Raw genomic sequence first — 15040 nt, 5'->3', positions numbered from 1 at the left:
AACAATGATTTGCTGGCGGCCACACTACTTCACTACCGCATTATTCTGGCTTAATTTCTTTACTGTTCACCACCACAGCTTGTAACACCAATGCCGCTAATTGATTCGCTTCTTGTGCCACATCATCATTCCACTGCGGCCATACTCGCTGAATATAATCATCACTACCTTCCCCTGCAAACAAGTAACCATCGTTAAAACATTCAGCCATTTTTGTCAGGGCTTTTTGTTCGGTTTCTTCATCACTCTTCCAACTACCATCACGGCCAATATGGGCTTGTATGGCTGCCATCGCAGTTTTAGGAAAATAGGCTAACGGTTGATTTAAACCTTGGTAATACAGTTCAATCAACTGCTGTAAATAAGCTAGCGCTTGCTGCGGTTCAATAATTTGTAATTCAAACTGCTTATCAGTACCAATGATATGGGTAACCTGTTGAGTTTCAGGCACCGATATAGCCAAACATAAATGATCAAGCCAAGCCGTTAGCAGATCTTGTGGACGAATTTTGCCAGTACGGTAACGTAAAAGACCTGACTGATAACGCTGCTTGAGCCAGCCTTGTAAAACAACATTATGCTGAGCTACCTGCACCGTGATCGCCACTTCTTGATCCGCTAATGGTGCATGAATTAATGGCTCAATCACATCAGTTAAATTCGCCACCGCTTGGCGACTAGCCGCTAAATCAAGATCACCAAATGCCGCCACAGGTAAAGTACCCGCAGCCCGTTGTTCAGCGGCAAACTGATGATAAATGACATCAAGATCATCATTTTTTAACTTGGCATCTAATAATAATTCCAATAACTGATCGCGAATTAAATAGCTTTCCAACCCGTTAAGAACAAACGGCTCATCATCTTCTAATAACCCCATTGGCGCTTCAAAATACACTTTAAGACGACGGTTAAAGAAATAACGTACTGGTAAACGCCAAAAACGTTGTAATTCTGCTAACTCTAGAACTAAAACCTGATCATCAGCCATCGGTTCAGCAACTAACGCATCAAGTTGAAATGGCGCACTTGCTTGCCCATCACGGTTAGCCGCAGGTAACCATTCAATCGCAAAACTGGCGTGATCGCCAATAAACGCACTGGGGCTAAACGGCACTAACGGGTGATGTTGAATTAACTGTTGTTTGATATTGTTTGCAGAGACATCTACCGCTAACGGTTGATCGCCCGCGCAGCAATAGCCTTGCTGACAATACTCCACCAGCTCACTGACTAACACTGATGGTACTTTTGGGGCATTGTCTTGAATCGAACGTCCAACATAGCTGATATATAATGTTTGTTGAGCGGATAACAAGGCTTCTAAAAATAAGTAACGGTCATCATCTCGACGAGAACGATCTCCAGCCTTAGTGCGGCCATTCATAAGATCAAACCCTTCAGGAGCTATATTACGCGGGTAAGCCCCATCGTTCATTCCTAATAAACACACCACATTAAAAGGAATTGAGCGCATTGGCATCAGGGTACAGAAATTAACTTGTCCAGCTAAGAAACGTTGACTAACGCGCTCACCAGAGAGCTTATCTTGCAAGTATTGTGTCAATACCGCTGGCGTGATTTGCCCTTGATAACCCGCATCTTGCAATTGCTGATGCAACCGCTGCAAGTTATCGCGAATCGATTTTAAAATTAACTCACCTTCCAGCTCAACTACAAAAAAATCATCCAGTAGCTGATGTAATAACTCCGCCCATTGATTAACGGTTTGTGCTTGTGCCAACGCGTAACGATATTCAATTAAGCTATCGATGAATCCCGCTAATTGTCCTGCTAATTCAGCATCTAACCCTTGTACTTGTTCATAAGCAGAGATCCCTGCAAACAGCCCAGTATCATGTGGCATTGCATAACCTAACAGCATTCGCTGAATACCAAATAGCCATGTATTTTGCAGCTGTTCAGGTAAATCAAATTGACTGGCTGTGTGTTGATCAAGCCCCCATCGAATACCTGCTTCTTCAATCCATTGTTTGATTTTTTCAAAGCTAATACTATCAAAACCAAACTTTTCCATCACCGCTGGTACTTCTAACAGTTCTAATAATTCAGAGGCATGACAGCGGCTATCAGGTAAGGTAAGTAAACGTAAAAATGCCAATAAAATAGGATTTTCTTGCTCTGCCGTACGGTCAGAAATAGAGAAAGGAATGTAACGATTACCCGGCGCATTACCAAATACCGATTGAATTGCGGCACTGTAAGCATTGATATCAGCCACCATCACAATCACATCACGCGGCTTTAGGGTTGGATTGGCTTCAAACATCGCTAGCAATTTATCATGCAGTACTTCCACTTCACGCATTGGGCTATGACAAGCGTGAATGGTAATAGACTGATCATCAGTAGCAATCGGGAATTTGTGCTCGCTGGAATCGAGTTGAGTATCGTCTTGACGATCTTGAAGGTTTAAAATATCTGCTTGAATAGCATGTAACAACGTATCTGCTTCAATATCAACAAAACCTGCGTCGACTTCATTGACTTCCATTGCCGATAACAAATAAATATTATCTCGCCCAAGTTTCCCCATCGATGCTAATAAGCTATTACCAACAACATCATTGTGCATGTCATCGTCATAATTATTTTGATCGTTGTCTTTAAGCACTGACAATAACGCCTCAACATCATCAGCAGTGGCGATATTTTGTAGCTGTACTCGTTGTCTCGCCGCTAAACGTGCCAGATGTTTACGATCGCGAATATCACCCCAATAATATTTACACGGGTTAGTAAACATTAAATGGACATCAATATGTTCACCAATAGCAGCTAACGCATCGAGATAACGTGGTGGTAAGGAAGAAATACCAAACACAAACAATCGTTGCGGTAATCCCGCCGCCAGTAACGCCGCCTTACCTTCATTACCAGAATAATTGTTCAGCGTTTCAATAAAGTGATCGTACAAATTAGCACGATGATACGGTGATTGTTCTAAGGCTAAGGTTTGATCGTAAAGCGCTTGCCATAAGATCGGTTGCCACGGGTGCTCATCATTAAGCTCTGTGACGGTTTCGCCCGCTTCCCATTGCTGGATCCATTCGGGGCGATACACTAAATATTGGTCAAAAATATCGGCTATTTTTTCAGACAGTTGGTAACACTTTAGCGAGTCATTATCGTTTTCTAAATAACGCTGTAATGGTTCAAATTCAGGTTGATCAAATTGTTGTGGCAATACCTGCATTAATTTCCATGTCATCGCTTCTTTATTAAATGCACTTCGCTCGGGCACATCAGCCAAAACTTGAGTAAACATTTTCCAAATAAAAGTCGCAGGTAATGGAAATTCTATATTTGCCGCCACCCCAAACGAGGTCGCTAATTCCATTTTTAACCATTGTGACATACCTGGACTTTGTACCAGAATTTGCTCTTTTTCAAACGGATTCGCTAACGGCTGTAAGCGGATCAATTCAACGAGTAATGATTTAAGCAAATCAAGCTGATTTGAATGATAGACAGTGAACACGCAGATATTCCACAGCAGAAAAATAGATAACCAAATTGTCTACCATCACTGAGATACTGTAAATAAATACAGCTTAAAAACGCCAAAAAGCACCACAATTAATATCAATACGTTGTATAAACACCAATAAAAAAGCCCAGCCAAATTGACTGGGCAACACACTCAACATTTATGGGTACAGCAACACATTCGTGAAATTACTGCACCATTGCTATCAAATGTTGTGTGGACAGATTTCACTGCGTTGGAATAATCGACTCACTGGTCGATAAAAAGCTAAATAGCGAATGGCTACATAACCAATAATGATACTTGCAACATATAATTCAATTGTAGCTAAACCATGAACTTGAGCGACATAGTGAGCATCAAAGCCATAACTCTTCATCCAAGCAGCGGTTTTAAATAAGGCCGTCGCACCAATCGCCATAGGGAAAGTAAAGGCGGCATAACCTGGGCTAAACTCTAAGCGTAATAATCGGAAAAAGGCTAAGTAGATCACCGCAGTCATTAGCACTGCAATACCACCTAACATCGCCACGATCACTGGTGACGGTGTAGCGGTAATTGTTAGGTAACCCGCCAAAGATAGACTTGCAGGCGCTGCCATAATCGCAATGGTTGGTTTAGCGCCATCAGGCACTTCATCACGGAACATAAATCGGTAGATCATCATTGGTAACATCACAGCATAAGCAAGCATACCAAACATCAATAATACATAGGCAAGTGGGTGTAATGCTGCCACACCAGGAAATGACACATCAGCAACAATAATACCAATCGGCGGCACGAACCAACTCGGTACCATATGGTGTAAATGGAAATCACGCGCACGGTGGAAAAGGAATAATGCTAAGAAAATAACATGTAATCCAACCGCAAATAGCCAAATATATACACCAACAGTGATCGAGCCATAAACACTGACGGCTTTTGATACCACCATTAATGCCATCGCAAATGTGGGTACGACACTACCAACAACGTGATGAGATAAATCACCCCACAATAGTTTTGGATGCACTAAAAATTTAGCCATTAAAATGAGTAGCATCCCTGCGGCAATCACCGCGCCGGTAATCTGTCCATAACCATGAAGTTGGGCACCATTTTCCCAACACCATAAAATACTGCCAATACCTAATGCTAACCCAGCCATTGGTGTTGGCGCACCAGCGAGTTTTCGTTTTGTTGCTGCAATCATATTTTTACTCCGCTTGAATGATAGCAATAGCGAATTATTGTTTTGTTGCTTGCAGTATACCCGTTTACCAACGTTTATAATAATTGAATATATTTAAAACAGTGTTAAGATTGATTTAACAATAAGACGGACATGATTCGCCTTACGTCTTTTAATGAGGTAATGATGAATATAGCGTTAAAACAACTCAAAGTTTTTGTGACTGTAGCGCAAGAAAAAACAATTACCGCCGCTGCAGAAAAATTATTTTTATCAAAGCCTGCTGTTAGTATGGCGCTCTCTGAATTGGAAAAACAGTTAGATCATAAACTGTTTGATCGCAACAACAATCGTTTAATAATCAATGAACAAGGAAAACGACTATTACCTCTTGCTGATGAACTTTTAGCTCGTTCAAATGCGATTGAAAATTTATTTGATCAAGCGGGTCCATTAACTGGTCAATTAAAAGTAGGATCAAGTGATACCGTAGGTAATCAAGTAACCCCCTTTTTATTACGCGATTTTAGACTTGAAACCCAACATCGAGATCAAACATTATTTATCTCAAACACCGCTCAAATCTGTCATAAGCTGACAGAATTTGAATTAGATGTGGGTTTAGTGGAAGGCAAAGTACAACACTCAGATCTTGTTGTTCAACCGTGGCTCAGTGATCAAATGGTGATTGCCTGTCACCCACAACATCCATTAACACAGATTGAAAATTTACAGCTATCAGATCTCGAAAGTTCAGAATGGGTATTAAGAGAGATAGGATCAGGCACGCGTGAATTTTTTCTAAATCGTATTTCACCACGACTAGATAAATGGACCACGTCATTTGAATTAAATACTACTGAAGCTATCATCAATTGCGTCAGTGCCGATTTAGGTATTACCTGTATCTCTCAACGAGCAATCATACATGCGGTTGAAGAACAACGCGTCGCCATACTAACGATCCCCCTTGATATGAGCCGTCAATATTGGATGCTGTATCATCAAGAAAAATATCAAAGCCCATTATTAAAGCTATTTTTGACATTTTGCCAACAGTGGCAACTTGATTAAACGCGATTATCACCCACACTAAAAGCAATAATTTGGCTGATCTGCGTTAATGATCGGCCTGATTGTTGTTGCCAATGATTAAATGCATTCTGCGCTGCGCGTAATGATTTTAACGTATCACGGCCGCCATCAATAATATCGGTATGACGTAAATAAGCTTCCACATCTTGAGTAAATAAAAAACTATCTTTACCCAAACCACGCAAACTATACGCCCCAGTCTTACCGCCTAAACGACAACCATTTTTCTTTAAATATAGCCATAATCCAACAATGTCCTGCTCAGGCCAATCGGCAACCATGGTAGAAAATGAACCATATTCCAATGCCGCCCGATGGATCATATTGGCATTTTCAGGGATCGTCATGACCTTTTTTAAATCTCGAATAATAGAAGCATCTTGGGCTTTTCGCTCCCACATTTCAGTTGGCATCAAGCCCATTTTTTCAATATCAAACTCAAAAAATGCTTGCTCAAAGGCAGGCCACTTATTACGCACAACTTGCCAACGAATACCACACTGAAACACTTTTTGCGTAAATTCAGCTAACCAACGGTGATCAGGAATTAATTTTAATTGCTCATTATTCAATGGGGTTGTTAATAATTGTTCTAAATTTAATTCACCGCCCTTTCTTTCAGCAGCACGATGATAAATCTGGTTAAATTTTTCTCGAGTCATCACATTCACACGCTTAGCACTAGACTCACTCACCATACTACTGTATAAGCGACCAGTAAATAAATTTTAGGAGAGGATGACCATGGCAGTTATCGTCAAATATGTAGTAGAGCGCAACGGGGAAGAAAAGATGACTTTTACCTCTAAATCCGAAGCCGACGCATATGACAAAATGCTTGATATGGCAGATGATATGTTTGCTTTATTAAGTGAAAGTGACTTATTTGAAGATGAAGCAAAACAAGAAGAACTATCTATGTTCTTAGCGCAAAAGCGTGAACAAGTCTTGGTTGCTTTAGGCGCAAAAAAAGCCAAACCAGCACCAAAAGCAAAAGCTGTAAAACCTGAAGTTGTTGCCGATGAGCAACAGCAAGACGCCGCATAATTTTTCGATTATTCAGTTTGTCGTCGAAAGCCTCCTAATGGAGGTTTTTTTTTCTTTATATTCTCCCCCCCCCCACTTGTCACTTTTCTCTGCGTCATTATGAACAAATAAAAGTTTCAAAATGAATTGTATTATGTCCGTTTTTCGTCAATAAACTATCATTTTGCTCTGATTATCAGTTCAGCTCTTCTTTATTTTTGTAACTGTCTTTATGATAGATAAATTAGCGGTAAACCATCGATTAACTCAATAGGCAATCACTGACTTTAGTTATTGATGATCGCATTATTTTAATTACCGCATCGTATTATTTTATTTGAAATGGAGAACAGGTAATCATGTCTAGCTTTTCACTTGCCCTAGGTACTGCAACTAAAAACCGAGATGGAAAAATTATAGAAGCGTTTTTCCCTACCCCAACGCTACATCCATCTGAACAACTTGTAAAAGACATTGCAGCTATCGTAGATTATCACGGTGGTAACCAAGCGATTGAGGTTACACCTGAGCAATGTGCTGCAATTGCATCTGCCTTTGAAGATGCTAATGATGAAGTAAGCGCACAATTTGCAGCTAAAGCAACATTGTCTTCACAGCCACTGGTTATGGTTATGCTTAAAACAGACATCTCACCAGTATCTGTTGCTGAAGGTTTCTTAAAACTACAACTTATTTCTCACCGTTTAGTGAAACCACACGGTTTAGTTCTTGATGGCATCTTTGGTTTATTACACAACATTGCATGGACAAACCAAGGTCCTATCGACTTACCAGAACTTGCTGAGCGCCAAATGGATGCGCGTCTTAATGGCGAAACTATCACTGTTGATTGCGTAGATAAGTTTCCTAAAATGGTGGACTACATCGTACCAACAGGCGTACGTATTGCTGATACATCCCGTGTTCGCTTAGGTGCACATGTGGGTGAAGGCACCACTGTTATGCATGAAGGCTTCATTAACTTCAATGCTGGTACAACAGGCGTAAGCATGGTTGAAGGGCGTATTTCTGCAGGTGTTATGGTGGGTAATGGCTCTGACATCGGTGGTGGCGCTTCAATTATGGGTACACTATCAGGCGGCGGTAAAGTCGTGGTATCCATTGGTGAAAATAGCCTTTTAGGTGCCAATGCTGGCCTTGGTTTCCCTCTGGGTGATCGTTGCACTATTGAATCAGGCTTATATGTTACTGCTGGTTCAAAAGTACAAATGCTTGATGCTGACGGTAAAGCTGTTGAAACAGCCAAAGCACGCGATCTTGCAGGTAAAGCAGATCTCTTGTTCCGTCGTAACTCAATGACAGGCCAAATTGAATGTTTAACCAATAAAACAGCAATTGAACTAAACAGCGAACTGCACAGCAATAACTAATTAATATCTGCTACTCAATGATCGCCAACGGCCGCAATGCTGCTATATATTGGTATAACAAATAGCATCGCGGCCGTTTTTAATTATGCTTCAGTCTCGAGTTGTGGCTTTTTCTTAATAATATAAATAAAGGGATTCGCAAATGAGAATTTACTTCCCTGAGTAGTTAAGCGCTTATCTCGCATCGCCACTAATACTTCTTTTTGTACTTTAACCAAAGCAAAGAAGCGCAACATCATAAAACCAATTAAAATCGGTAAAAATACTGAACCCGCCTCATTTGACTGCAAAATAAAACTGATCGCCATCCAACCCACAATCATCGCGACTAATAAATAAAACGACGCGGTTTTCAATTCAATTCTAACTTCTGAGTCCGTTTCATTACGCTGGAAAAAAAATTTCACTGGTTGTTCCCTAAAATCAATCTATTGAATTTCATTTTTACATAATTTCCTACGCAATAATATTAACAACATCAACCCATGCATACATTTCACGCCAACAACAAAAACATTTCATCACTATGATTCACAATTCTAATCAACCACACAAAGCAAAAAAATACTCAACCTACATATATGCAACCTAAACAATGCTTTTTATGCGTGTAAATACATATATGTTGGTGCTATTTTTTATAGAGTGAATTTATTAAAACAGTATAAAACGTTCTGTTTTTAGTCCACAAAACCTAACAATAAAAATTTAAATATCTTTGATTATGAAGTTGGTTAATGATGACTAGTATAGATAAAGCAAAAAAAGGGGGGATCAGCATATTCGCGTTGGCAATGTTAAATATCGTTGCTGTTGTGAGTTTGCGTGGTCTTCCAGCAGAAGCTGAATACGGACTGAGCTCCATTTTTTATTATATTTTTGCCGCCGTTGTCTTTTTAATTCCCGTTTCACTCGTCGCTGCTGAACTTGCTACAGGTTGGTCGGAAAAAGGCGGGGTATTTCGCTGGGTGGGCGAAGCATTTGGTCCACGTTTAGCGTTAGTTGCTATTTTCATGTTATGGATCGAAGTTACTGTATGGTTCCCAACCGCACTGACTTTTGGTTCAGTATCACTTGCGTTCATGGGCCCAGATCAGTCATGGGACCAAGCATTGTCCCAGAATAAATTCTTCGTATTAGGAATAGTGTTAGCGATTTACTGGTTAGCTACTTTTATCGCTTTACGTGGTACCGCAGCGTTTTCTAAAGTCGCTAAATGGGGCGGTTTAATTGGTACGGTTATTCCTGGTATCGTGTTAATTATTTTAGGTTTCTCTTACCTATTCTTCTCAGGTCGTCCACCACAAGTGCAATTATCTTGGCATGATGTGATTCCTGACTTTTCTAACTTTAATAATGTTGTTTTAGCTGCCAGTATTTTCTTGTTCTATGCCGGCATGGAAATGAACGCTATTCACGTTAAAGAAGTTGATGACGCACCACGTAACTACCCTATTGCGATTGCGATTGCTGCAATTGGTACTGTGTGTGTATTTGTACTAGGTACACTGGCTATCGCTTTTGTTATTCCTCAAAAAGATATCAACTTAACTCAAAGTTTATTAGTCGCTTACGATGATATGTTTGCTTGGGCGGGTATCAGCTGGGCTGCGCCAATTATGGCTGCATGTTTAGCACTTGGGGTACTTGCAGGGGTTGTCGGTTGGGTTGCGGGTCCTTCATCTGCATTGCTTGTTGTTGCTAAAGGCGGTTATTTACCTCGCTTTTTCCAATATACCAATAAACACGGTATGGCAACGCACATCATGATGGTGCAAGCTTTCTTGGTGACCATTATTTCAGTTGTATTTGTAGTATTACCTTCTGTTCAAGCTGCTTATCAAATTCTAAGCCAATTAACAGTCGTACTTTACCTCATTATGTATCTGTTAATGTTCGCTGCCGCTATTCACTTACGTTACAGCCAACCTAACCGTCCACGTCCATACAAAATCCCTGGTGGTGATATGGGCATGTGGATCATCGCTGGTGTCGGTTTCTCTGGTTCACTATTAGCGTTCATCTTCTCTTTTATTCCACCAAGTCAAATTGCGGTGGGCAGCCCTGAAGAATACGTTGGCTTCTTAGTCGTCTTAACGGTGATCTTCGTATTAATTCCATTGTTTATATACAAAGCTCGTCAACCTCACTGGAAAGATCCAGCAGTGACTGACTTTGCACCCTTTACTTGGGAAATTGAAAACGTACACCCTGGTGTTATTAACCCATCAGACAAAATTACTCATACCTTGAATCAATAGTGTTAAGGATGCGTCAATGTCACAACTAAATGAAAAGCTTGCTGTCGTTATGCAGCAAGCGCTAGACGAAGCAAAAACAAATATGGCAGGCGACAATGCCTCCTATATTCCTTTTTTAGCTTCCGTACCATCAGAATTAACAGGACTGGCTTTCGTTTCTGTTACTGGTGAAGTGATTCAATTACAAGATGCTGATTATAAATTTGCGATTGAGTCTATTTCAAAAATCATGACGCTCGGGTTAGTGCTTGAGCAATCTGGAGCAGATACATTACACAGTAAAGTCGGTGCAGAACCTACTGGCATGCCATTTAATTCAGTGCTTGCCCTTGAACTACACCAAGGTAAGCCCTTAACCCCCCTCGTCAATGCGGGCGCTATGGCAACAGTGAGTTTAGTTAAGGCGACAGATAAAGAACAACGCTGGCAGCAGATTTTACATTTCCAATCACTGCTCGCAAACAGTGCGATTACGCTCTCTGATGAAGTCAATCAATCTGAGCAAACCACTAATACTCATAACCGTGCTATTGCATTGTTATTAGAGTCATCTGGTCGTATGTACTCAGAGCCACTTGAAGCTTGTGATGTTTATACTCGCCAATGTTCCACCCTATTTAATGCGGTAGAACTAGCAACAGTAGGGGCAACACTGGCTAATGGCGGTAAAAATCCATGTTCAGGTGAACAGTTAATTCAACCTCAAAATATTCCCCATATTCTTGCAGAAATGGCGATGGAAGGTCTTTACGATACCTCTGGCGACTGGGCATATGATGTTGGTCTACCCGGTAAAAGTGGTGTCGGTGGTGGTTTATTAACAGTGATACCCAACATTGGCGCACTCGCAGCATTTTCACCACGACTAGACCCATTTGGCAATAGTATTCGTGGTCAGCAAATGATTAAACATGTTACTCAAGCAATGGCTTGGAACTTATTTAGCAGTAAGCAACATTAAGGTAGGAAGAAAATTATGGCTCTTCATGAAGTAAACCGTCAATCAGGTAATGATCCAATCTTTGGTTCAGAAGCGATTAATAACGTTGCGGCAACTACCAAGCTACCTCAGCAAGAACAAGCACCCAATGTGATCTATCAAATGATTCGCGATGAACTTTATCTCGATGGTAATTCACGTCAAAACCTAGCCACGTTTTGCCAAACATGGGAAGAAGACGAAGTTCATAAATTAATGGATCTATCTATTGATAAGAACATGATAGATAAAGATGAATACCCTCAATCAGCAGAAATAGAAGGACGTTGTGTCCATATTTTAGCGGATTTATGGAATTCACCTGAATCAGTAACAACCGTTGGTACTTCAACAACAGGTTCGAGTGAAGCCTGTATGCTTGGTGGTTTAGCAGCACTTTGGCGTTGGCGTGAAAAGCGTCGTGCGCTAGGTCAACCAACAGATAAACCTAATATGGTTTGTGGTCCTGTTCAAGTATGTTGGGAAAAATTTGCCCGCTACTGGGACGTAGAAATGCGTGAAACTAAAATGGACGAAGGGCATTATTTCATGACCCCTGAAGACATGTTAGAACTTGTTGATGCTAACACCATTATGGTTGTGCCTACTTTTGGCCAAACCTTTACAGGGCTATACGAAACCGTAAAACCATTATCAGATGCACTAGATACTTATGAGCATGATACTGGTAACTCAATTGATATTCACGTTGATGGTGCAAGCGGCGCAATGTTAGCACCTTTCTGTGCACCAAATATTGAACCTTGGGACTTCCGCCTTGAACGCGTGAAATCAATCAGTACTTCTGGCCATAAATTTGGTTTATCACCACTAGGTGTAGGCTGGGTTGTATGGCGCAATAAAGAAGATTTACCTGAAGGCTTAATCTTCCATGTTAACTACCTTGGTGGTGACATGCCTACTTTTGCACTAAACTTCTCTCGCCCTGCGGGTCAAATTATATCTCAATACTATAATTTCCTTCGCTTAGGCTTTGAAGGTTACCAACGTATTCATAATGCAAGCTACGATGTGTGTGAATATTTAGTTAAAGAGCTTAATAAGTTTAATCTATTTGAGTTCTTATTTGATGGTAATCGAGAAAAAGGGATCCCTGCAATTTCATGGCGCTTAAAAGCTGATGTGAATGTACCGTTTACTCTTTATGATGTTGCTGATCGTTTACGTACTCGTGGTTGGTTAGTACCTGCTTATAGCCTGCCTGCAAATGCTCAGGAAATTGTGGTGCAACGTATATTAGTTAAACAAGGTCTAACCGTTGATCTTGCTAATCTATTAATCGCTGACTTTACCCGCTCTATTGAATTTCTTACTTCACATGCAGCCTCTCAATGTACTGCTGAAGATGTAAAAACATTTGATCATAGCGGTCGATAATATTTTCTAATCTCACATATAAACATCATAAAAAAGGTCGGATTTCCGGCCTTTTTTTATTTTTGAAAACACTATCACCATTTTTACTCTCTGGTATGAACACCACTGCATGTTAGTATCAAGTTTAAATTTATTCCCGTGATATTAATATGTTATAGGCTTATTTATGCTAATTCACACCATTGAAATTATCTGTATCGTTGCCTTTGCATTAAGTGCGGTAATAAGTGAAGCTAACATAGGTAAAGATATCGTTAGTGTCATGGTATTAGGTTGGATAACAGCACTTGGTGGCGGTACTGTACGAGATATTATTCTTTCAACAGGACAAGTATTTTGGATTAGGGATCCCTCTTATTTTTGGACGGCACTGATTACTTCTTTTGTCGGCTTTTTCCTCGCGCCCCACCTTCGTAAAATAAAAGCCGAACGTTTGATCGTTGTACTCGATGCCATTGGAATTGCAATGTTTTCCGTACTCGTCACTAAGAATATGGTTGCCGAGCATTATGCAGGTTATGTTGCAGTTACTATGGGAATGATCACCGCAGTCTTTGGTGGTGTATTACGTGATGTTATTCTGGCTCGGCCAACAATGTTCAATAATACTGAATTTTATGCCAGCCCGGTGATTATTGGTTGCTACCTTTATATTCTTCAAATTAAATTTTCAATCAGTCCTAATATTGCCACTCTAACCAGTATTAGCTTTATTATTATTGTAAGAATGTACATTGTGATCAAAAAAATCACCTTCCCTAATTGGTTACTCTTAAAATAATCCATCTATACTATGCTGAAATAGATGGATTATTTGCGCTTTCCTTTCGAGATGACGGATGATAGCCACACTATCGTTGCCATTTTCTACAGATGTAAAATATGCCTAATCTTTCGATTCAGGTTTCTTCAATAATGTGACGTGGACGGGACTTGCTATACCGAACATCAGCGCGCCCCCTGAGTGTCAGGCCACTAAGCTAAGGTTCCCAATAAAAAGTTAATCAACTGAACTACCACTCCGTAGTGTCTATTCCGCTTCATTTTACTTTTAGACAGACGAAAAAAAACCTGAATCTTTCGATTCAGGTTTCTTCAATAATGGCGGAGTGGACGGGACTCGAACCCGCGACCCCCGGCGTGACAGGCCGGTATTCTAACCAACTGAACTACCACTCCGCAGTGTCTATTCAGCATAAATGCAACTTGTTGTCTCTACCTTTATAAAAAGATAAAAACGAATTTGAAGCCTGGCGATGTCCTACTCTCACATGGGGAGACCCCACACTACCATCGGCGCTATTACGTTTCACTACTGAGTTCGGCATGGGATCAGGTGGGTCCATAACGCTATGGTCGCCAAGCAAATTCTGGTTTATTTATTGTCTTATGACAATAAATAGCAATCTGGGAAAATCTAACTAGTTGTTCTCAACACGCATTCAAGCGTTTGTAGAGTCCGTCTCTTCTCTTATGAGAAGGAAAACCCCTTGGGTGTTGTATGGTTAAGCCTCACGGGCAATTAGTATCAGTTAGCTCAATGCCTCGCAGCACTTACACACCTGACCTATCAACGTTGTAGTCTTCAACAACCCTTTAGAGACCTTAAAGGTCTAGGGATGACTCATCTTGAGGCTCGCTTCCCGCTTAGATGCTTTCAGCGGTTATCGATTCCGAACTTAGCTACCGGGCAATGCATCTGGCGATACAACCCGAACACCAGCGGTTCGTCCACTCCGGTCCTCTCGTACTAGGAGCAGCCCCTCTCAATCATCCAACGCCCACGGCAGATAGGGACCGAACTGTCTCACGACGTTCTAAACCCAGCTCGCGTACCACTTTAAATGGCGAACAGCCATACCCTTGGGACCGACTTCAGCCCCAGGATGTGATGAGCCGACATCGAGGTGCCAAACACCGCCGTCGATATGAACTCTTGGGCGGTATCAGCCTGTTATCCCCGGAGTACCTTTTATCCGTTGAGCGATGGCCCTTCCATTCAGAACCACCGGATCACTATGACCTGCTTTCGCACCTGCTCGAATTGTCATTCTCGCAGTCAAGCGGGCTTATGCCATTGCACTAACCTCACGATGTCCGACCGTGATTAGCCCACCTTCGTGCTCCTCCGTTACTCTTTGGGAGGAGACCGCCCCAGTCAAACTACCCACCAGGCACTGTCCGTAACCCCGATAAGGGGTC

Annotated in this window: 11 protein-coding genes, 1 tRNA gene and 2 rRNA genes; 7 read left to right on the top strand and 7 right to left on the bottom strand. The window is 41.2% G+C overall.

The features are described 5' to 3' along the window. Window positions 1-40: 40 nt before the first annotated feature. Window positions 41-3502 (bottom strand): exodeoxyribonuclease V subunit gamma, encoded by a 3462-nt coding sequence (gene recC, locus CZ809_RS18280; protein WP_080158970.1) that lies wholly within the window; start codon window positions 3500-3502, stop codon window positions 41-43. Window positions 3503-3716: 214 nt separating this feature from the next. Next, complete coding sequence (locus CZ809_RS18275) at window positions 3717-4709, bottom strand: TDT family transporter (RefSeq protein WP_080158969.1); 993 nt, start codon at window positions 4707-4709, stop codon at window positions 3717-3719. A 162-nt stretch (window positions 4710-4871) separates the two neighbouring features. Between CZ809_RS18275 and CZ809_RS18270 the strand changes: the two genes are divergently transcribed. Then, window positions 4872-5762, top strand: coding sequence for a LysR substrate-binding domain-containing protein (locus CZ809_RS18270; protein ID WP_210434299.1), 891 nt, complete (start codon window positions 4872-4874; stop codon window positions 5760-5762). Here CZ809_RS18270 and CZ809_RS18265 read toward each other — a convergent pair. Next, window positions 5759-6445 (bottom strand): DNA-3-methyladenine glycosylase I, encoded by a 687-nt coding sequence (locus CZ809_RS18265; RefSeq protein ID WP_080158967.1) that lies wholly within the window; start codon window positions 6443-6445, stop codon window positions 5759-5761. The genes CZ809_RS18270 and CZ809_RS18265 overlap by 4 nt on opposite strands. A gap of 82 nt (window positions 6446-6527) precedes the next feature. Here CZ809_RS18265 and CZ809_RS18260 point away from each other — a divergent pair, with 82 nt between their 5' ends. After that, window positions 6528-6830 (top strand): YebG family protein, encoded by a 303-nt coding sequence (locus CZ809_RS18260; RefSeq protein ID WP_065167310.1) that lies wholly within the window; start codon window positions 6528-6530, stop codon window positions 6828-6830. A gap of 338 nt (window positions 6831-7168) precedes the next feature. Continuing rightward, a complete protein-coding gene (gene dapD / locus CZ809_RS18255; protein ID WP_080158966.1) occupies window positions 7169-8200 on the top strand; it encodes a 2,3,4,5-tetrahydropyridine-2,6-dicarboxylate N-succinyltransferase in 1032 nt (343 codons plus the stop codon). 83 nt (window positions 8201-8283) lie between these two features. On the opposite strand, the gene CZ809_RS18250 is transcribed toward dapD, so the two are convergent. Beyond that, window positions 8284-8607, bottom strand: coding sequence for a hypothetical protein (locus tag CZ809_RS18250; RefSeq protein WP_235865974.1), 324 nt, complete (start codon window positions 8605-8607; stop codon window positions 8284-8286). Window positions 8608-8937: 330 nt separating this feature from the next. Here CZ809_RS18250 and gadC point away from each other — a divergent pair, with 330 nt between their 5' ends. From gadC to CZ809_RS18230, 4 genes are all read left to right on the top strand, one after another. Next, window positions 8938-10461, top strand: coding sequence for a glutamine/gamma-aminobutyrate antiporter GadC (gadC, locus tag CZ809_RS18245; RefSeq protein ID WP_370738024.1), 1524 nt, complete (start codon window positions 8938-8940; stop codon window positions 10459-10461). A gap of 16 nt (window positions 10462-10477) precedes the next feature. Continuing rightward, on the top strand, window positions 10478-11422 hold the full coding sequence (gene glsA, locus CZ809_RS18240; protein WP_080158964.1) for a glutaminase A: 945 nt from the start codon (window positions 10478-10480) through the stop codon (window positions 11420-11422). Window positions 11423-11437: 15 nt separating this feature from the next. Further along, window positions 11438-12838 carry a glutamate decarboxylase gene (gene gad, locus CZ809_RS18235; RefSeq protein WP_080158963.1) on the top strand — a complete coding sequence of 467 codons (1401 nt, stop codon included), beginning with the start codon at window positions 11438-11440 and terminating at the stop codon, window positions 12836-12838. A 166-nt stretch (window positions 12839-13004) separates the two neighbouring features. Further along, on the top strand, window positions 13005-13619 hold the full coding sequence (locus CZ809_RS18230) for a trimeric intracellular cation channel family protein (protein WP_080158962.1): 615 nt from the start codon (window positions 13005-13007) through the stop codon (window positions 13617-13619). Between the two features lie 321 nt (window positions 13620-13940). Here CZ809_RS18230 and CZ809_RS18225 read toward each other — a convergent pair. The 3 genes from CZ809_RS18225 to CZ809_RS18215 form a co-directional block, all read right to left on the bottom strand. Further along, a tRNA-Asp gene (locus CZ809_RS18225) sits at window positions 13941-14017 on the bottom strand. Window positions 14018-14086: 69 nt separating this feature from the next. Continuing rightward, a 5S ribosomal RNA gene (gene rrf / locus CZ809_RS18220) occupies window positions 14087-14202 on the bottom strand. Window positions 14203-14339: 137 nt separating this feature from the next. Further along, window positions 14340-15040: ribosomal RNA gene (locus CZ809_RS18215) — 23S ribosomal RNA — on the bottom strand; the annotation flags it as partial.

The sequence above is a fragment of the Photobacterium piscicola genome, assembly GCF_900166965.1.
In the GTDB taxonomy this organism is placed as follows: domain Bacteria; phylum Pseudomonadota; class Gammaproteobacteria; order Enterobacterales; family Vibrionaceae; genus Photobacterium; species Photobacterium piscicola.
This window is presented reverse-complemented; position numbering and strand designations above follow the sequence as displayed.